A 19,553-nucleotide genomic window follows, 5' to 3' on the forward strand; every position below is an offset into this window, starting at 1 on the left:
TTTATATGTTTAACCAAGTCGCCTTACTCATTATTGAAATTATTACCGTAGTGATTATTAAGTCACAGCGGGGGCTGAATTTGGTAAAACGTCTGACCTAAGTGTCAAATATTATCAAAACCCCCGCTCCGAAAGGACCGGGGGTTTTTTGTTTTAGGGTTATATATTCACCGATACATCGTCTTAAGTTATTAACAAAATAGAGAACACACTATGGAAGTAGGGCAAAAAATAAGAGGCGCAGACGCCGTCATAAAAGTGCTAGCAGCACATGGCGTGACCACGGTATTTGGATACCCAGGTGGTGCAATTATGCCAATTTATGATGCCTTATATGGAAGTCCAGTAGAGCATCTATTAAGCCGCCATGAACAAGGTGCCGCTTTTGCTGCGGTGGGTTATGCAAGGGCAAGTGGTAAAACCGGAGTGTGTTTTGCGACTTCAGGCCCAGGAGCGACTAACTTAATCACCTCGTTAGCGGATGCGTTATTAGATTCAGTCCCGTTAGTTGCCATTACAGGTCAAGTGTCTACCAGTGTTATTGGAACGGATGCCTTTCAAGAAATCGATGTATTAGGCATGTCATTATCCTGCACTAAGCACAGCTTTATGGTGACAGACATCAATGAGCTGATCCCGACCTTATATCGTGCGTTTGAAATTGCCGCTTCAGGTCGTCCTGGGCCGGTATTAGTTGATATCCCTAAAGACATTCAAATCAGTGAGCTTGAATATAAAACCCCGCTGCAATCGGTGACTGAAGAGTTACAAGCTGACTCAGCCGATCTTGTTGCAGCCGTTGAATTGCTTAAAGCTTCAAAGAAACCCATGCTGTATGTTGGTGGTGGCGTAGGCATGGGTGGGGCGGTTGCGCATTTACGTGAGTTTATCCGCCAAACTCAAGTTCCTTCCGTAGCAACCCTAAAAGGCCTTGGTTCAATTGCTCATGATACCCCAGGTTATTTAGGCATGCTGGGTATGCACGGCGGTAAAGCCGCTAATTTGGCAGTACAAGAATGTGATTTATTAATTGTGGTTGGCGCAAGGTTTGACGACCGAGTCACTGGCCGCTTAGCCAGTTTTGCCAGCAATGCCAAAGTATTGCATTTAGATATTGATGCTGCAGAACTGGGTAAACTTCGACAACCGGATGTTGCTATTGCTGCTGAATTGCAATGTGTATTACCTCATTTAACTGAAGCGGTTGCCGGGCAACTGAATATCGATTCATGGGTAAACAAAGTAAGCGCAATGGAAGTAGAGCACCGTTGGGATTATAACCACCCCGGTAAGTTGATTTTTGCCCCAGCCATGCTACGTCGTTTAGCAAACAAGTTACCAGAAGATAGCGTTGTGAGTTGTGATGTTGGTCAGCACCAAATGTGGGTAGCGCAACATATGTGGTTTAGACGCCCAGAAGATCACTTATCCAGTGCGGGCTTAGGCACTATGGGTTTTGGTTTGCCCGCCGCTATAGGCGCGCAAATAGCCAGACCTAACGCAACTGTGGTTGCGGTGTCAGGTGATGGTTCTTTTATGATGAATGTTCAAGAGCTAACCACTATCAAACGTAAAAAGTTACCCGTAAAAATTCTGTTAGTAGATAACCAAAAGCTAGGCATGGTTAAGCAGTGGCAACAATTGTTTTTTGAAGAACGCTATAGCGAAACTGATTTGTCAGATAATCCAAACTTTATATTAATGGCATCCGCCTTTGATATTCCCGGTAAAACCATTACTCAAGCAGATGAAGTTGAACAAGCTTTAGATGAAATGTTAAATGCGCCAGGCCCTTATATGTTGCACGTAGCCATAGATGATGCCTTTAACGTATGGCCATTAGTCCCGCCAGGGGCAAGTAACAGCGATATGATGGATCAAATGGAGAAGCAAACATGATGCATAATTTAGAAATAATCGTAAAACCATGTCCAGAAGTATTAGAGCGTGTTTTACGGGTGACGCGTCACCGAGGCTTTAAAGTCACTCAAATGCAAATGCTGACCAACAATGATGCCAGTATTGCCATTAGCTTAATGGTAGAAGCAGAAAGAGCTATTGAGCTATTAACTAACCAATTAGTTAAGCTTATTGATGTGACACAGTGTAAAGTGTTACCTAACAATCAATTAGATAAAACCGTTAATGCATAATGGCAGATGAATTTGCCGTTATGCTGTAAAAATATTGCCGTAAGAATACAGAATTAAACAAGGAATCAATCCATGCCAAAATTACGTTCAGCAACCAGTACCGAAGGCCGCAACATGGCAGGCGCACGTGCGCTTTGGCGTGCTACAGGGGTAAAAGAAAATGATTTTGGTAAACCAATCATCGCCATTGCTAACTCATTTACGCAGTTTGTTCCCGGTCATGTTCATTTAAAAGACATGGGGTCTTTAGTGGCCAGTGCCATTGAAGAAGCGGGTGGCATTGCAAAAGAATTTAATACCATTGCGGTAGATGACGGCATTGCGATGGGACACGGTGGAATGCTGTATAGCCTCCCTTCACGCGAGCTGATTGCAGATAGCGTTGAGTACATGGTTAATGCCCATTGCGCCGATGCATTAGTGTGTATTTCTAATTGCGACAAAATTACTCCTGGTATGTTAATGGCGGCGTTAAGACTGAATATTCCAGTGGTATTTGTGTCTGGTGGCCCAATGGAAGCGGGTAAAACGAAGCTGTCAGATCAATTGATCAAACTTGATCTGGTGGATGCAATGGTAGCCGGTGCAGACACCAATGTGAGTGATGAAGACAGTAAACAAATTGAGCGTAGTGCTTGTCCTACGTGTGGTTCTTGTTCAGGAATGTTTACCGCTAACTCAATGAACTGTTTAACCGAAGCATTAGGCTTATCACTACCGGGTAATGGTTCAATGTTAGCCACTCATGCTGATCGTCGTGAACTGTTTTTAGAAGCCGGTCGACGGGTAATGAAGCTAGCTGAACGTTACTATAAGCATGACGATGAAACGGCTTTACCACGCAATATTGCCTCTTTTAAAGCGTTTGAAAATGCGATGGCGTTAGATATTGCCATGGGTGGTTCGTCTAACACAGTATTGCATTTATTGGCAGCAGCTCAAGAAGCCGAAGTTGACTTCACCATGGCCGATATTGACCGTATGTCTCGCCAAGTTCCGCATTTATGTAAAGTGGCCCCTTCAACGCCTAAATATCATATGGAAGACGTTCACCGTGCCGGTGGTGTAATGGGCATTTTAGGTGAGCTTGACCGCGCCGGACTATTACACAATGACGTCCCCCATGTCGCGGCAGATGACGGCGGTGATTTGAAATCTGTATTAGCTCAATATGATATTAAACAAACCGCTGATCCACAGGTTAAAAAATTCTTTAGTGCTGGCCCAGCGGGTATTCCAACTCAAAAAGCCTTCAGCCAAGACTGTCGTTGGGACAGTGTAGATGATGACCGTGAAAATGGCTGCATCCGTACCCGTGAATTTGCCTTTAGCCAAGAAGGTGGCCTAGCGGTACTAGCAGGTAATGTAGCTGAAAATGGCTGTATTGTTAAAACCGCTGGGGTTGATGAATCTAACTTAACCTTTGTAGGCTCTGCCAGAATTTATGAAAGCCAAGATGATGCGGTTGCAGGTATTCTCGGTGGTGAAGTGGTTGCCGGCGATGTGGTGGTGATTCGTTATGAAGGCCCTAAAGGTGGCCCAGGTATGCAAGAAATGCTTTACCCAACCACTTATTTAAAATCTCGTGGGCTAGGGACTAAGTGTGCGTTGATCACCGATGGCCGTTTTTCTGGTGGTACTTCAGGTTTATCAATTGGACATATTTCTCCAGAAGCGGCTTCAGGCGGCACGATTGCACTCATTGAAAATGGCGATCAAATTGCCATTGATATTCCAAATCGCAGTATTCAGCTGAATGTGAGTGATGAAGTATTGGCAACGCGCCGAGATGCAATGAATGCTAAAGGGGTTTTAGGTTGGAAACCGGTTGCCCGTGAACGTTATGTGTCATTGGCTCTGAAAGCCTACGCCATGCTTGCGACCAGTGCCGACAAAGGTGCTGTACGCGATCGCAGTAAATTGGAGGGGTAGTATGTTAGCGTTAGCATCACAAACTCAGTTAGATTTAGCGCATTACTATTTGCAAAAAATCTTATTATCGTCAGTGTATGACGTTGCCAAAGTGACGCCGTTATCTTCAATGAAAAAATTGTCTGCTCGCCTAGGTGCAGATGTGTTTTTAAAACGTGAAGATATGCAGCCGGTGCACTCATTCAAGTTGCGTGGTGCCTATAACCGTATTGCCGAGTTAACTCCCGAACAATGCCAGTGTGGTGTCGTCTGTGCATCAGCAGGTAACCATGCTCAAGGTGTGGCGATGTCTGCTGCTAGCCGAGGCATTAATGCCGTTATCGTGATGCCAAGTACCACACCAGATATTAAAGTCGATGCCGTTAAGCGTTTAGGTGGCACGGTAGTCTTACATGGCCAGGCCTTTGACCAAGCAAACGATTATGCAAAGTCATTGTCTGAAACTGAGGGGCGGGTTTATATCGCGCCGTTTGATGATGAAGCGGTGATTGCCGGACAAGGCACCATCGCTCAAGAAATGCTGCAACAACAACGCGATTTAGACGTGGTCTTTGTTCCTGTTGGCGGTGGCGGGTTAATTGCCGGTATTGCAGCTTACTATAAAGCGGTAATGCCACAGGTTAAAATTATTGGTGTTGAACCTGAAGACGCCGCATGTTTAAAAGCAGCATTAGAGGCTGACGAGCCAGTGACATTAGCTCAAGTGGGGCTATTTGCCGACGGTGTGGCGGTAAAACGCATTGGAGAAGAGCCATTTCGTTTGGCTAGAGAATATGTCGATGAAGTTGTTACGGTCACCTCAGATGAAATTTGCGCTGCAGTAAAAGATATTTTTGAAGATACCCGCGCTATTGCCGAGCCTGCTGGGGCATTATCAGCTGCAGGATTGAAAAAGTATATGCTCAGCCATCAAGATGACGCTAATAAGCCAGTGAAAGTGGCGGCTATTTTAAGTGGTGCTAACGTGAATTTTCATAGTTTGCGTTATGTGTCTGAACGTTGTGAGTTAGGTGAACAAAAAGAAGCGGTGTTAGCGGTAAAAGTGCCTGAAAAACCGGGTAGCTTTTTACGTTTTTGTGAGCTGCTTGAAAAGCGCGCCATGACCGAATTTAATTACCGTTTTAGCAGCCGTGATATTGCGGTGGTGTTTGCGGGTATTCGGTTAACCGGCGGCCAAACAGAGTTACTCAGTATTATTGCCACATTAGAATCAGAAGGGTTTGAAGTACAAGACTTATCTAATGACGAAACGGCAAAATTACATGTTCGATATATGGTAGGTGGGCATCCGCTTGAGCCATTAGAAGAGCGGTTATTTAGTTTTGAATTTCCAGAGCACCCAGGAGCGTTATTGAAGTTTTTAACGACCTTGCAAAGCCAGTGGAATATCAGCTTGTTCCATTATCGCAATCATGGTGCAGCTTTTGGCCGAGTATTAGCGGGGTTTGAAGTTCCCGCAAGTGATAAAGAAGCGTTTGGAGCATTCTTAACTGAGCTAGGGTTTGTGTACCAAGAAGAAACGCAAAGTCCAGCTTATCAATTATTTTTGAATTCCAACAAATAATCAGTATTGCATTGGTGCCTTTTGTGGCCAATGTGATAACGTACTGTGATGCCAAAAACGAGAGTATACTCGTTGGTATAGGTTGTATTTTTTATGTAGGGTAAATTTTTCGAATATCACTATCTAGACGATAGAAATTAAGGAGACATTGATGTTGCCCGTACCGCAAATTTCCGCTTTTAACCCTCCACGTCGAATTTTAATGGGCCCAGGTCCATCTGATGTTTATCCTGATGTATTAGCCGCACAAGCTAGACCGACCATCGGTCACTTAGACCCGCTTTTTGTCAACATGATGGATGAGTTAAAGCAACTGATTCAATATGCGTTTCAAACTAAAAATGAAATGACCTTAGCGGTTTCTGCCCCAGGCAGTGCTGGGATGGAAACGTGTTTTGTGAACCTTGTTGAGCCTGGTGAAAAGGTGATTGTGTGTCGCAATGGTGTATTTGGTGAGCGTATGCGCCAGAACGTAGAACGTGTTGGTGGCGTTGCCGTTGTGGTAGACAACGAATGGGGCGAACCAGTCTGTCCACAAAAGGTGGCTCAAGCATTAACTGACAATCCTGATGCCAAGTTTTTAGCTTTTGTTCATGCCGAAACCTCAACAGGGGCGTTATCAGACGCTAAAGCGTTATGTGCTTTAGCGCAGTCACATGATTGTTTAACCATTGTGGATGCTGTTACCTCGTTGGGTGGTGTTGAGCTTCGTGTTGATGACTGGGGAATTGATGCCATTTATTCAGGTAGTCAAAAGTGTTTGTCTTGTGTGCCTGGTTTATCGCCGGTTTCGTTTTCAGATAAAGCGGTAGAGAAACTTAAAAACCGTCAAACGCCGGTGCAAAGTTGGTTCTTAGATCAAACTTTAGTCATGGGATATTGGGGTAATGCTAACGGTGGCAAGCGCAGTTATCATCACACTGCACCTGTTAATGCCTTATATGCCTTGCATGAATCATTACGTTTATTAGCCAATGAAGGCCTAGAAAATGCGTGGGCTCGTCATAAAAACATGCATTTATTACTGCGTGAAGGTTTGACTAAGTTAGGGCTAACTTTTGTAGTAGATGAAGCGTCACGCTTACCGCAGTTAAATGCTGTTTACATTCCACAAGGGGCAGATGATGCTGCTATACGCAGTCAACTATTACAGCAATATAATTTAGAAATTGGTGCAGGTTTAGGTGCATTGGCGGGTAAAGCATGGCGTATTGGTTTAATGGGCTTTGGCGCTCGACGTGAAAATGTCGCCCTTTGCTTAAAAGCATTAGAGGATGTATTAAGCTAAATATTCACTCAATGTTCAATAGTATACAAATACAGGTGCTTCAAGCACCTGTATTTGTAATGTCACTTGATTAGAATAGAGTTTTAACGCTATGCTTGTTTAGTAACAAAAAAATAACAATAGGCTAGGTTAATTCAATGCGGGCTCAATGGTTCAGTTATCCACTTCTTATCATCGTAATAACGTGTTTATTGGTATTCACTATAACCACTGAAAATAAAGCGTTTGCTCAGTCAGTGGAGAGCAAACAAGTTCTTCGTATTGCATCAGCAACAGAACGTTCCCCTTATATTTATCAACATGATCAATCAGGTTTAGAATTAGATATCATTCGTGCCGCATTGGCCGATCAGGGAATTGAGGTTGAGTTTCAATTCTCATCCCGTAACCGTCAGGTGCTTCATTTCGAACGAAATAAAGCTGACGCCATTATGACCATCAATGAATACAGTGGGGTGTCAGGATACCTGTCTGATTCTTATATTAGCTATCATAATATGGCGATTACTTTGGCTAAAAATGACATTCAATTTAGCAATATTTCCGATCTACAACATTATAGCGTGGTGGCTTTTTTAAATGCTGTGAAAGTATTGGGCGAAGATTTTAAAAAGATGGCTGCCAGCAATGATGCTTACCTTGAAGTTTCACCACAAGAAAAACAAAATAAGATGCTTTATATGAATCGAGTTCAGGTGGTGATTGCGGACCGATACATTTTTCAAGATTTGAATAAATTAATTACACGAGATGTAGATGTGACTGAGCGATTACACTTTCATAAATTATTCAATGGCCCTGATTACTACCTAAGCTTTCATGATTTAGCATTAAAAAATGCCTTTAATGCAGGTCTTAAAAATATTCGTGCCAATGGCATTTATCAACAAATTGAGCAGCAATATTTAACCGATGCTTACCAATAACCCCCTGAATTTAACCAAGGGGTTGTTGGTAGTTGCTTGCCAATCACTACTTCAATTGACTATCTAAAAAAGCCGCTAATGATTTATATAAATGATTGCGAACTTTCTCACCGCGCATCGAGTGTTTCGACCCAGGATAGTCCATCATCTGAAATAGCTTACCTTCATCTTGTAACGCCTTATAGATGCGGGTGCTATTTTCAAATAACACATTGTCGTCAGCCATACCGTGGTACATCAATAAGCCCGACTGATAGTTTTTTACGTAAGGCATAATACTGGCTTTATCGTAACCTTGTTTATTTGTTTCAGGGTTACCCATGTAGCGCTCTGTGTAGTGAGTATCATACAAGCGCCAATCAGTGACAGGTGCGCCAGAAATGGCAGCTTTAAAATAGTCAGGCGCTTTGAATTGGCTCATCAAAGCCATATACCCACCATAACTATGGCCATAAATGGCAATATTATCTCCATCAACAAAAGGCAGGGTGCGCAAGTAATCTACCCCTGCTTTTTGGTCACGTACTTCAGCATCGCCCATATTTTGATAAATCACATGTTCAAACTGAGTGCCTCGGTAAGCTGAGCCACGGTTATCTAACTGAAATACCACATAGTCTTGTTGCAAAAGATACTGAGTAAAATAGTCAGCTTCGCTCCAGGCATTCACTACAGTTTGCGCATGTGGGCCGCCATAAACCCGAACAACTACAGGATATTTTTGCTTGCTATCAAAAGTGGTTGGTTTAAATAATCGATACTGTAATGTTTGCCCATCGTCAGCTTTTAAGTGGCCAAATTGTGGCATTTGCCATTGTTTAGCGTAAGCAAATAACGGATGGTCTGAATTAACTTCATTTTGCTCAACCCAAGCAAGGTGCTTGCCAGATGCATCGTGCAAACTGATTTGAGGTGGCTGTTGTAAGCTGCTGAAATAATCTAAATACACTGGCTTATTGTCGGCAAAAACACTCTTGTGCATTCCTGAGCGCTGACTAATAAGTTGTATGCTGCTAGCACCTTCATTCAAGCTTACGCGATACAAATGACGTTCAACCACGCTGTCTTTACGGCCAGTGAAATACACATAGCCGTTAGCTTCATCAATATACTCTAAGTGATCAACAACCCAGTCACCTTGAGTTAATTGGCGCAGTAGTTTGCCTTGTAAATCGAATAAATAGAGGTGGTTAAACCCATCACGTTCAGATGCCCAAATAAATGATTGTTGTTTTAAAAACTGTAAATCATCATGTAAATTTACCCAAGCTTTGCTGCGTTCGGTAATCACTGTGGTTGATTTGCTAGGCTGCTCAATATTGACTATGCGTAAATCAAGGGCTTGTTGATCGCGGCTTTGCCATTGATATGATAAATGTTTACTGTCTGGCAACCATTTTACTCGCGGCAAATAAATATCTTTTTCTGCCCCTAAATCAATCCATTGAGTTTTATTACCCGCTAAGGAAATGACCCCAAGTTCAATTTCTACATTAGGCTTGCCAGCATAAGGATAACGCTGCTCAGTTAATTTAATGCCGTCGGCATAAATTTCATTACGGGTTACGAGTTCAACACCGGACTCATCGATACGCGTGAAAGCAATATGTGACTCATCTGGAGACCACCAATAACCCGTCATACGATCCATTTCTTCTTGGGCGACAAATTCGGCCATGGCATTTTTAATCGGGCCTTTACCATCGTGAGTTAACTGAGTCACTTTTTGATTGGCTAGCGACAACACATATAAATTCTGCTCACGAACAAACGATACAAAATTAGCCTTCGGCGATAGGCGGGCGTCGGTAACAAAACCTGATCCAGTGTCTAATGGAATGACTTTATTATTGCTAACTTGATAAATATATAATTGCCCAGATGCGGGAATAAGAATCGACTGACTATCTTCAGCCCAAAAATATTCCATAATGCCTTGGCCGTAAATACGTTGACGCTCACGACGGGCTTTTTCTTCATCGGACAGTTCTGCGCTGGCAAGTTGGTCGGCATCAATTAAACGGCTGCGCTGACCTGTAGCGATATCCATTTGCCATAAATCATAAAAGCTTTGGTTATCATCTCGACCTGCTAAATAAGTGACTCGACTACCATCTGGTGACAAACTCAGCCCTCTAGGGCTTGAGCCTGCTAATGCCGGAGATGCGTGAATACGCTCAATGGTCAATGGCAAGTTGCCACCTGATAAACCTGTTAATGGCCCAGTGGTATCAAAAACCGTTGGGTTTGAGCTGTTGTGAGCTGTTGTTTGTGTTGTCATAGCGGCTGCCGTTGTTGCAAAACTTACGAGCATAAGTGGCAGTGCAGTAACCACTGCACCTGCTTTTAGCTTCCATGTCGTTATCATTATTATTTCCTGAATGAGACTTTTCCGCTTCATTTTGCCTGAAATTGCTTTAAAACAAAAATGACTCAACTAGCGCTGAAATTTCCTCCGTTCTAGGGTATGATCTGCCCTAATTATAATCTTCAAAAAATCAACGACCTTAACTTAAAATTTGTCATAGGAATTACCATGCAAACTTTGGCACAAACCCTTACCTCACAAGCGGTAAAAGACTCTTTAGCGCAATTACTTCTTTCTCTTGCTGATACGTCAAAAGCCATCAGCAGCGCAGTTCGTCATGGCGCGTTAGCAGGCGTATTAGGCGCAACAGAGCAGGAAAACGTACAAGGTGAAACACAAAAGAAATTAGATGTAATTACTAACGATATGCTTAAAGATGCCCTAAAGGCTGAAGGCAATGTGCGTGGTTTAGCATCTGAAGAAGAAGATTATGTGGTTGAAGTTAGCCCACAAGGTGAATATTTAGTGTGTTTTGATCCACTAGATGGCTCTTCAAATATTGATATTAACTCGCTGGTGGGTACCATTTTTTCTGTGCTACCTGCACCAGAGGGTGAGCTAAACGAACAAAGCTTTTTACAAGCGGGTCGCCAACAAGTGGCGGCAGGTTATGTGCTGTATGGTCCTTCAACCATGATGGCGTTAACCACGGGACAAGGCACCCAGTTTTACACTTTAGACCCTGAGTCTGGAGAGTTTTTACTGACCAACGACAATGTACAAATTACCCCAGATACCGCTGAGTTTGCTATTAATATGTCAAACCAGCGTTTTTGGGAAGCGCCAATGCAAACTTATATTGCAGATTTACTACTGGGTAAAATTGGCCCTCGCGAGCAATCATTCAACATGCGCTGGATTGCCGCAATGGTTGGCGATGTTCACCGCGTATTATGTCGTGGCGGTATTTTCACGTACCCAACTGACAACAAAAATCCGGCTAAACCATTCAAATTACGTTTAATGTATGAAGCCAACCCAATGGCATTTTTGGTTGAGCAAGCTGGCGGTAAAGCGTCTACCGGTTATGAAACTATTATGGATATTCAACCCTCTGAAATTCATCAGCGTGTGGCGGTGATTTTAGGTAGCCGTAATGAAGTGGATATGTGTTTGAGCTATCACGGCGAAGATTACAGCCAAGAGCCCAATATTGATTAATCATTAGGTGATTATTTAGAAAACAAAATGCCCAGTAATTACTGGGCATTTTTAATCTTATTACTGCAAATTAGTGGGCGGTAATATTATGCTTTTTCTTCTGCTATTTGGTGTGGCGTTTCAGTTTGGTCAACAATGGTAAGTACCGCTGTGTCACCGACTACGTTACAAGAAGTGAGTACCATATCAATAATACGGTCTAATGCCGCAACAATCACAAATGCTTCAACGGGTAAGCCCATTTGATGAATAAGCACACCAATCATCACCATGCCGCCGCCAGGTACGCCACCTGCACCAACAGATAATAAGAACACACTAAATAGTAATGCCGGTATTTGCTCGCCTGTAATTGGCATACCAAAAGCATTAGCCACAAAGAAAATGGCGATAGTAATGTAAATAGACACACCGCCCATGTTCATGGTTGCCCCTAACGGCACACCAAAGCCGGCAACAGCTTTGCTTACGCCCAGCTTATCGGTTAGCGTACGCATGGTGACAGGAATGGTGGCGTTAGATGACGCGGTAGACAGTGAGAACAAAATTTGCTCTTGGGTTTTTTCACGGAATGTTTTTGCAGACACTTGAGTAAACAGGCTAACCGCAAATGGGTAAACCACAAAAATCCACAGTAATAACAGCGCTAAAATAAGCACAAGGTATTCAACCACGCTGACAAAAATTTCAGGCTCTAAGGTTGCACCTAGCTTAAACATCAATGCAAACACACCAATAGGTGCGATGCTCATGACCACTGAAATTAAACGCATCATGATTTTGTTAGCCGTTTGGAAACCTTTAACGGCTCCTTCAACTGCGCTACCCATAGATTTGATGACACCGCCAAGTAATAACGCCATAAAAATCACTTGTAGCATGTTGCCTGAAGTAAAGGCGCTGAACGGGTTATTAGGTACAATACTCACAATCAAACTGACTAAGTTAGGCAGTTCGGTTGCGGTGATGTCAGCATGGCCAGAGCTGCTCATATCAACACCTTTACCTGGCTCTATTAGCATTGCAACGGTGAAGGCCGCTAAAATCGCAACCACGGTATTGATAATATAAAAACCAAAGGTTTTACCGCCTAAGCGGCCAAAACTTTTTAAATCTTGTAGTTCACATACGCCACAAACAATGCTGACAAACACTAATGGGACAACGAGCATCATGATCATGTTGACGAACATCGTGCCAACGCCAGAGGCGATATCGACTAGTGTGCCAGAAAAGAATGCCACATCAGCCAGTGCGAATTGCACTATGCTGCCTAAAATAACCCCTAAAAATAGCCCCACGAAAATGCGGGCTGAAAGCGACTTCATCATATGCTTGCTGTCCTTTGTTGTCTTTAATTTGCAGACTTATTGTTTTTTGAAGCCAGAGATACTGAGCCATCAAAAATAAGATTTCAATCAGTTAATGAATTTAATTGATAATATTTAGGTAACAAATCAATACACTTAGTGTAATTTGTTGTATTTAAACAATAAAAAGTCTTGATTGAGCATAATTGTCGAATTAACGCAAATGAAACAGCATATTATATTGCTTGCTGGTGGTCAGTAAGGCGGGATTTAGGGTAATTGTCTAGTCGATGGGGAGATATATCAGCGGTAATTGGTGCGCCAACATATGCTGCTGTTTAATGCTGATGCGGTGTTGTTGCATAAAGTTTGCGACAAGTTGCCAGTTTTGTAACTTGGCTTTGTTGAGGTACTTTTGCTGACGCCACTGTTTGTCATAATCGTGATGATCATTAATAAGCGAAAGCGGGTCGTGTGACATCTGTTCGCCGTCTTTATCATGTATAAACTTTGGCAAAATGACAAACTGACACCCCTGTAATAAATGGGCTATTTGTAACCCTGCAGGATCTAAGTCAGCAAAGGCACCTACTTGTACCGTTTTGCTAAGCTGGGCATTTGTTGAAATTTCCAGTAATAACCGTTTACAACCTGCCGGTGAGTGTCCACCTCCACCGCGGTAGACAAATAACGTATGCGCAGTAAACTCACTGGGAAAATTGGCGTAATTGAATTGATGAATTTCATCAAAGGCGTCTAGGTTTTCAACTACCACTATATTGTGAGGTATGTGTTGCTGACAAAGCTGCAGACATTGTTCAACTGTCATGCGAAGGCCGTAAGGTATATCTTCTTGGGGTAGCACCGGCCGAGGTAACTTTACCAGTACGTAATTAGCGTCAGGGCGAATATTAGCGTACTTTTCTTTTTTATTGGCTAGGGCGAATTCTGCACGAGTTTGGTTAAAGTTTACATTCAGCAGATCAATGCCTTCATTCACCTGAACCATTTCGCGCAATAATTGCCAATCTTGGCCATTAAAAAACAAGTATTTTTCAGCGCCATCGGGCTCGCCAATTTCAAAAGTGTGATAAATTTTCTGCCAATTAGCAGAAAATTTAACCCGTGATATTTTGTCTTTTACCACGGGTTGAATCAGTTTGATTTGGGCTTTGGTTAAGCTAGCCATAATTCGACATCGGTGACAATAAAGTTACCGCTGTAAACCGGGTGGGGCTTACCAATGGGCTCTAGTTCAAAGTACTGCTTATGCTCTATTGGTAATGCCTCGTAGCCACCAATGACTTGATATAGCCAACTTTCGCTATCCCACTCTAACTGATTATTTTGTAAGTATTCTAATGCAGACTGGCGTAGGCCTGAATCGATAACGGCACAAAAATATTCATCAACAGCTAGCTTTAATGGGTTGTCGGGGACATCAAAGTCTTCAACCGCTGACATTTCAAAAGTGACATCGGTTTCACGTATTGTGGTGGGCTTGTCGTCACGGCTAATGGCTTTAATTTGCGCCACCATTTGCATTAATTCCAACTCGTGTTGTGAATTGGTCACATCGACATGCGCGGGGGCTAACATGGCGTCGGCGCAATTAAATAAATTGGGGATGTTGTTATGGGCAACATGGTTATCGGGCTGATAATCAGGGTGAAGATCAGTATGTAATAACCAGCCTTTTAGCAGGCGAGTTCGTCCCTGAATTTGTCTGAAACGCCCTAATAATTCAAATAAACGTCCTTGCACCACGCTCAGTTCTTGGGTGCATTGGCTAAGGGTTTCTTGCAAACTGGTGATCAACAAGCGGCGAAGCTCTCTTATGTCACCCGCAATTTCACCCAGCTCGCTAAATTGGAACATTTCTAAGCCGTTTAATAGCTCAGTGACTTGGCTTTGTGCCAGCTCGTTTTCACGAATTTTGGCATTAATGGTGCCCACATAGCCAAATTCATTATTAATGCGGCCCCACAGCACTCGAATAGAGTAGCGTAGGCTATCGGTGAAGCTGTAAACATGCTCACTTAAGTCAGATAAATATGCCTCAGCTGCGCCATAGTCCACATTATGACGCGCTTCTTTGTAGTGGTCAGCTAAGGTTTTAATGGTCGCTAAGGCAGAGCCAACATTTGAATCAATTTGACGGTTACGTTCGTCACTTAAGCCTTCTTCTAATAAGGCGCGTACCGAACGCTTTAAGCGTAGTTCTTGATCTGGTTCAGGCCGCCACAAAATGCCACTTTTTTTAAGCTTTTCAATTACGCCGCTATCATGGGTTGATTCGTTCACCGACCCAGATAAATACGCATCCATAATTACATCGGCATGCCGCCCAAGTTGTTTGAGCAGCTTAACACCGGCTTGGTGCAAATTGCTGTTCATATTAACTCCCGCTGGGTGGCAGTTTCCGCTTGGGCCTCTAAACTGAGGCCTTCGGTTTCATCAATAAAACGAATAACTTCATATAAGTAATCTAGCTTGCCAGTGGCGATATAAATCTGCTTTTCAGCATTGGGTTTTGTTAAATATCCCAACTCAACTAAACGCTTAAACACCAGCTTGATTTGGCCGTCAACATTGTTGCTGGTTGAGCCAAATAATCGGTAATGGCTTAATTTAGTTAATTGCTCACTAAAGGCTGGGGTGTCTTCAATGCGGGTTTGTAGTTCGGTTAAACGAATGGGCGCACCTTCGCTTAATGGTGCATCTTGACCACTGGCCTCTTGTACTAACACTAGCCATTCTACTAGGGGAATTAACGCGCCACATATATCTTTGAATTGACTAGAAATGACTTTTCGTTCGTTTTCACCCAGTTGTAAATATCCACAAAAGAACACTTCACCTTCACCTGCACTGGTAATGGTACGGTTAATTTGATTCAGATATTGCTCGACTCTTTCACGAGTGCTGCTATTTTTCAGTGCGCGCCAGCCATCTTCATTAGTGACTCGGCAAATAAACTCCCCACGTAATAACTGTTCGATTAATGCACCTGTTCCGACTAAAACTGTCTCAAGGCTGTCATTGATTTCGTTAGACATTATGCAATTTCCTCTGAGTTAGCCGTGTGGCGTTGCTTTAATCGGTCTGCCAATGGGTTGGCTTTAGGTTTAACAACCTGCAGTTTTTTGGTTTGTTTATTAATGATGTAGCGGTTTATAAATAAGTTAAGCACTTCAGATTCTGGATTAGGGAATGCGCCTAATACGCTGATGTTATTGTTTTCACAGGCATCAAAAATCTTTTTCACGTTACCGTGGTGTAAGGTGCCTAATTCATCAATAGGCCAATGAATGGTTACGTCTGCTTTGCCGCGTAAAAGACGCGTAAAGGCGAGCAAGAATTTACATAAAATCAGGTAAGCCATACCATGGCTAGATGATTCATTTAACTGGCGATCGGTACGAATGATTAAATCGCTATTACCTTCTTTCAGGCGAAGCTCAATTTCTAATAACTTGGCGATTCCCCCTGTTAAGGCAGCGCGGCCAATAATGTCTAAGGCGCGGCGCATACTGTTGGTGTAATGCTCGTCTGGTAAGGTGCTAAAGTTATCTGCTTTCCATGACTTAAAGGCTTTTACAAAGACCTCTAACTCTGGCCAAAACTCTAGCTCACTAATACGTGAACGAATACGCACGGCTGATTCAGATACGCCGTCTAAAAATAGTTCTTCACCAACTTCACGGGTGATACGGGCGCTTTGGGTGGCAATTCTGCGGTCAATATCCGCCAGTACATCGTAGAAAGCTGTAAGGTCGACACCAAAAATACGCCCTTGTTCGCGAATGGCCATTAACGACTGCGGTACCATAACATTTAATAGTTGCTCTAGTTGTGGCACTAGCTTGCGGTAATCTAGAAGGCGAATACCTTTGTCGTTAGTAAAGCTGGACTCTTCACGCGCGCGCTCCCAAAACTCAGCTAAACTGGAGCCTGATTTACTGGCGATAACGCTGTCGAAGTGTTCAATGTATTGCTTGACCGAGCCTTGTAAAAAGTCGCGTTTGAGTAATAAGTCTTCACCTTGGCGCAGCCTTTCACCAATGCTGCCGCTGGCCTCTTCATTATTGGCCGGCAGTTTTAACTCAGCCAATTTGCGCATTACTGCGCGTAATTTTGTGAGGTTTTCAGAGGCTTCAACTTGAGCCGCATCAGAGGTTTTACGTTGAATTTCTAATGCTTGTCTGCGAGCTTTTATTTCAGCAGTTTTACTTTGTAGTTGTTGCTCTAGGGCTAATGCTGCTCGTTTGACGTCAGCTAATTGAGTTTGTAACTGTGGTTTTCTTACCAGCCAAGTATGTTGATACCAATCTTCGTATCGTAATACTTCACTTCTGCGTTGTTCTGCATGGCTAATTTGGGCTTCTAAATCGCGGATTTGATGCTTTAATGCCACAATGGCTGTTTCATCTATACCACGAGATTTAAGCTCGTTTTTGTACCATGATTCGCAGGCTTTTTGTTCAGTTTTAGCATTTTGGCGGCGCTGTTCAATATTGGCTTTAATTTGCCCTAATTGATTATCAATAGCACCAACGACTTCTTGCCAATAAGCTTGCTTTTCCATGCGGGCATCAAGCGTTTGCTCTTTTTGCTCAGCTAGCCATTCAACATGTTGATTTTTAAGTTGCTTAAGTTCATTGTCTAGCTGAATGAGTCGCTTGCCTGATTCCGCTTTACGTTGATTTAACGCGTGATCAATGTGTTGTTGCTCGGTGCGTTTTTCATCAAATAAACGTCGTAAGTCTTCACGGCTATTTTTATAGGCGGTGCGGGCAAAGGTGAGCTCGCGATTGAGCTTATCTAATGAGTCGTTAATTTGAACGAGTTGAGCTTCATGTTCAGCTTGCACTTCTTGCGCGCTTTTTAAGGCCTCTTCAGCTTTGGCTAGTTTGATACGCAGTGCTTGTTCAGACTCTGCATATTCAGGGACATCAATGGCTTTTAAGTCAATGTGAACCCCAAACAAGGCATCGCTGTCTTGGTTAGAAAGGGTTGGGTGTAGGTCTGAGCGATGCAGTAATTCTGGCGCAATAACTTTTCCAAATGATTGCTCCCAGCCTTGAGCTTCTTTGCGCAAAAATTCCAGTAAGGTATGTGATTGTGGGAACAGCATATGATGAATTTCATCTTTTGCTTGTTCACGTTCATTCACACGCACAGTAGCTATGCGTAATGACTCATTGGCTTGATCACGCTTGGCGCGTAACTTACGCTCTTCAATGGTGAGGCGCTCTAATTTTTGATTACAGCTTTCTTGTTCTTCATCGGCCAGACTAATACGCTCGTCAAAAATGGCTAAACGCATTTTTTCTTCTTCGGTGTACGATACGCTGTCTACTTGATGCTTTAACTGGGCAGCACTGAGTTTGAGCTCATATTCTTGCTCGCTGTATTTGGCTTTACCTGCGTCAGTTTGATCGCGCCAAAATTGCTCGAGCTGGTTTAAGTCGTCATTGGCGCGTTCGCGTTGGCTGTCGCGGTCTTCGCGCAGGGTATCTTGCTCTTGGTGAAGTTTTTCTAATTCACGATGTAATTGCTCGGCAATTTTTGAGCGTCTAGCGTTAAATGCTGCTTCAATATCTTGATGTTTTTCAGTTTGTAATTTATGACGTTCATTGAGGTTTTCAACATCTTGTCGCCATGCTGGTAAGCTGTCGAGATCCGCTTTAGCTTGGTCGATATCAGCATCTAAAAATGCCCCATGTTGTTCTTCAATAATATCAAGTTCTTGCTCATATTTATTAGTGTCACCTTTAGCAGCAGAGATTTCGTCATGGAGTTCATCACGAATATCTTTCCACTCTTCATCAAGCATTTTGAGCTTTAAATTGAGCTCTTTGGCCAATGTTTGGTTTGCATCTTGGCGTTCGACTTCTAATGTTTCGTCGTTACGATACCCGCGAGATAAACTGGCAAGACGCATTTCTGCGCTAAGTAATTGATTGAATTCTTGTTCGAGTTTTTCAAATTCGGGACGAATTTGTTCAAAGCCTTGTACTAATTGGCTTTCACGGATCCAAGATTCAACTCGTTGAGGGTTTAGGCGTGAGGTGGGTGGGGTAACACCGTCTTCCTCTAAAATGGCGGCAATCATTGATTTAACCGTTTCCATTTTGCCTTCTTTTGAGTGCACCGCTTTGGCTAATTTTTCGATATGTCTCAAGCTATGCTCACCATCGCATAACGAGAATTGGCGTGCATAGGTGCGCAACTCATTTCGGTTACTGCCAGTATTGAGTAAGCTGCGATCATTTTGGATTATCGCCCTAAATTCACGGGTATTTAATAAATTGGTATGGGCAACACCTTGACGTTTAACATCTCGGCCGAGTTCTGCCATTGAGTGGCAAATAATGGTGTCGCCATTGCGACTTTTTACATAGTCTTCTAGCTCAAAGCCACGGGCAATAAAGCGATAGTTAACGCCTTTGCCATCACCGGCAGAAGCCAACACTGCTTGATAGAGCAAACCGTCGTCTTTTTGATATTCGTAAATAATATAGCTAGAGTCATGGGGCAGATACCAACGCTCAAAACTGTCACGTGTGGAAGGTACAACCCGACTTGGATATTCACCATAAAAAACAGGTACTAAACGTTGTAAGGTTGTTTTACCTGAGGCATTCGTTCCACAAATATTAGTGTGGCCAGTTAACGCTAATTCTACTACGCCAGGGAGGTGGGTGTTGATTAGCACAATACGTTGCAAACTAGGCATGGGTGTCCTTCAATAAATTCACGCGATCCAATGGGTGTTGCCATAACCAGCTATAGGCATAGGGTATTTACGTTAAATTAAAGTGTACATTATGGCAATGATAAACAGG

General features: G+C 43.0%; 13 protein-coding genes. 7 read left to right on the top strand and 6 right to left on the bottom strand.

From position 1 onward, the window contains the following. Positions 1-213: 213 nt before the first annotated feature. The 6 genes from ilvG to L2672_RS05770 all read left to right on the top strand — a co-directional run bounded on the left by ilvG (position 214) and on the right by L2672_RS05770 (position 7,863). A complete protein-coding gene (gene ilvG, locus L2672_RS05745; protein WP_248994880.1) occupies positions 214-1,899 on the top strand; it encodes an acetolactate synthase 2 catalytic subunit in 1,686 nt (561 codons plus the stop codon). After that, positions 1,896-2,153 (top strand): acetolactate synthase 2 small subunit, encoded by a 258-nt coding sequence (ilvM, locus tag L2672_RS05750; protein ID WP_248994881.1) that lies wholly within the window; start codon positions 1,896-1,898, stop codon positions 2,151-2,153. Before ilvG ends, ilvM begins: the two co-directional genes overlap by 4 nt. Positions 2,154-2,225: 72 nt before the next feature. Next, the gene (gene ilvD / locus L2672_RS05755) at positions 2,226-4,085 is read left to right on the top strand and encodes a dihydroxy-acid dehydratase (protein ID WP_248994882.1); all 1,860 of its coding nucleotides are present in this window, start codon (positions 2,226-2,228) and stop codon (positions 4,083-4,085) included. Position 4,086: 1 nt separating this feature from the next. After that, positions 4,087-5,649, top strand: coding sequence for a threonine ammonia-lyase, biosynthetic (ilvA, locus tag L2672_RS05760; protein ID WP_248994883.1), 1,563 nt, complete (start codon positions 4,087-4,089; stop codon positions 5,647-5,649). Between the two features lie 151 nt (positions 5,650-5,800). Beyond that, positions 5,801-6,937: a pyridoxal-phosphate-dependent aminotransferase family protein gene (locus tag L2672_RS05765; protein ID WP_248994884.1), complete on the top strand. Its 1,137-nt coding sequence runs from the start codon at positions 5,801-5,803 to the stop codon at positions 6,935-6,937. A 137-nt stretch (positions 6,938-7,074) separates the two neighbouring features. Further along, positions 7,075-7,863, top strand: coding sequence for a substrate-binding periplasmic protein (locus tag L2672_RS05770; RefSeq protein WP_248994885.1), 789 nt, complete (start codon positions 7,075-7,077; stop codon positions 7,861-7,863). A gap of 46 nt (positions 7,864-7,909) precedes the next feature. Here L2672_RS05770 and L2672_RS05775 read toward each other — a convergent pair whose 3' ends face one another. Continuing rightward, positions 7,910-10,231, bottom strand: coding sequence for a S9 family peptidase (locus tag L2672_RS05775; protein WP_248994886.1), 2,322 nt, complete (start codon positions 10,229-10,231; stop codon positions 7,910-7,912). A gap of 168 nt (positions 10,232-10,399) precedes the next feature. Here L2672_RS05775 and L2672_RS05780 point away from each other — a divergent pair, with 168 nt between their 5' ends. After that, a complete protein-coding gene (locus L2672_RS05780; RefSeq protein ID WP_248994887.1) occupies positions 10,400-11,392 on the top strand; it encodes a class 1 fructose-bisphosphatase in 993 nt (330 codons plus the stop codon). 86 nt (positions 11,393-11,478) lie between these two features. On the opposite strand, the gene L2672_RS05785 is transcribed toward L2672_RS05780, so the two are convergent. The 5 genes from L2672_RS05785 to L2672_RS05805 all read right to left on the bottom strand — a co-directional run bounded on the left by L2672_RS05785 (position 11,479) and on the right by L2672_RS05805 (position 19,444). Then, on the bottom strand, positions 11,479-12,723 hold the full coding sequence (locus L2672_RS05785; protein ID WP_248994888.1) for a dicarboxylate/amino acid:cation symporter: 1,245 nt from the start codon (positions 12,721-12,723) through the stop codon (positions 11,479-11,481). A gap of 262 nt (positions 12,724-12,985) precedes the next feature. Continuing rightward, on the bottom strand, positions 12,986-13,891 hold the full coding sequence (locus L2672_RS05790) for a DUF7281 domain-containing protein (protein ID WP_248994889.1): 906 nt from the start codon (positions 13,889-13,891) through the stop codon (positions 12,986-12,988). Beyond that, a complete protein-coding gene (locus tag L2672_RS05795) occupies positions 13,879-15,099 on the bottom strand; it encodes a phosphoenolpyruvate carboxylase (RefSeq protein WP_248994890.1) in 1,221 nt (406 codons plus the stop codon). The genes L2672_RS05790 and L2672_RS05795 overlap by 13 nt, the downstream gene beginning before the upstream one ends. Continuing rightward, a complete protein-coding gene (locus L2672_RS05800; RefSeq protein WP_275974966.1) occupies positions 15,096-15,761 on the bottom strand; it encodes a hypothetical protein in 666 nt (221 codons plus the stop codon). Before L2672_RS05800 ends, L2672_RS05795 begins: the two co-directional genes overlap by 4 nt. Then, entirely contained in the window at positions 15,761-19,444 is a 3,684-nt protein-coding gene (locus L2672_RS05805; protein ID WP_248994891.1) for an ATP-binding protein, read from the bottom strand. The genes L2672_RS05800 and L2672_RS05805 overlap by 1 nt, the downstream gene beginning before the upstream one ends. Between the last annotated feature and the right edge of the window lie 109 nt (positions 19,445-19,553).

The sequence above is a fragment of the Shewanella gaetbuli genome, assembly GCF_023284065.1.
In the GTDB taxonomy this organism is placed as follows: Bacteria; Pseudomonadota; Gammaproteobacteria; order Enterobacterales; family Shewanellaceae; genus Shewanella; species Shewanella gaetbuli.

Excerpts from the sequence above, each read along its gene's own strand:
- L2672_RS05800 (WP_275974966.1), bottom strand. The coding sequence starts at position 15,761 with ATGTCTAACGAAATCAATGACAGCCTTGAGACAGTTTTAGTCGGAACA.
- ilvA (WP_248994883.1), top strand. The coding sequence starts at position 4,087 with ATGTTAGCGTTAGCATCACAAACTCAGTTAGATTTAGCGCATTACTAT.
- ilvD (WP_248994882.1), top strand. The coding sequence starts at position 2,226 with ATGCCAAAATTACGTTCAGCAACCAGTACCGAAGGCCGCAACATGGCA.
- L2672_RS05765 (WP_248994884.1), top strand. The coding sequence starts at position 5,801 with ATGTTGCCCGTACCGCAAATTTCCGCTTTTAACCCTCCACGTCGAATT.
- L2672_RS05795 (WP_248994890.1), bottom strand. The coding sequence starts at position 15,099 with ATGAACAGCAATTTGCACCAAGCCGGTGTTAAGCTGCTCAAACAACTT.
- L2672_RS05775 (WP_248994886.1), bottom strand. The coding sequence starts at position 10,231 with ATGATAACGACATGGAAGCTAAAAGCAGGTGCAGTGGTTACTGCACTG.
- L2672_RS05780 (WP_248994887.1), top strand. The coding sequence starts at position 10,400 with ATGCAAACTTTGGCACAAACCCTTACCTCACAAGCGGTAAAAGACTCT.
- ilvG (WP_248994880.1), top strand. The coding sequence starts at position 214 with ATGGAAGTAGGGCAAAAAATAAGAGGCGCAGACGCCGTCATAAAAGTG.
- L2672_RS05785 (WP_248994888.1), bottom strand. The coding sequence starts at position 12,723 with ATGATGAAGTCGCTTTCAGCCCGCATTTTCGTGGGGCTATTTTTAGGG.
- ilvM (WP_248994881.1), top strand. The coding sequence starts at position 1,896 with ATGATGCATAATTTAGAAATAATCGTAAAACCATGTCCAGAAGTATTA.
- L2672_RS05805 (WP_248994891.1), bottom strand. The coding sequence starts at position 19,444 with ATGCCTAGTTTGCAACGTATTGTGCTAATCAACACCCACCTCCCTGGC.
- L2672_RS05770 (WP_248994885.1), top strand. The coding sequence starts at position 7,075 with ATGCGGGCTCAATGGTTCAGTTATCCACTTCTTATCATCGTAATAACG.
- L2672_RS05790 (WP_248994889.1), bottom strand. The coding sequence starts at position 13,891 with ATGGCTAGCTTAACCAAAGCCCAAATCAAACTGATTCAACCCGTGGTA.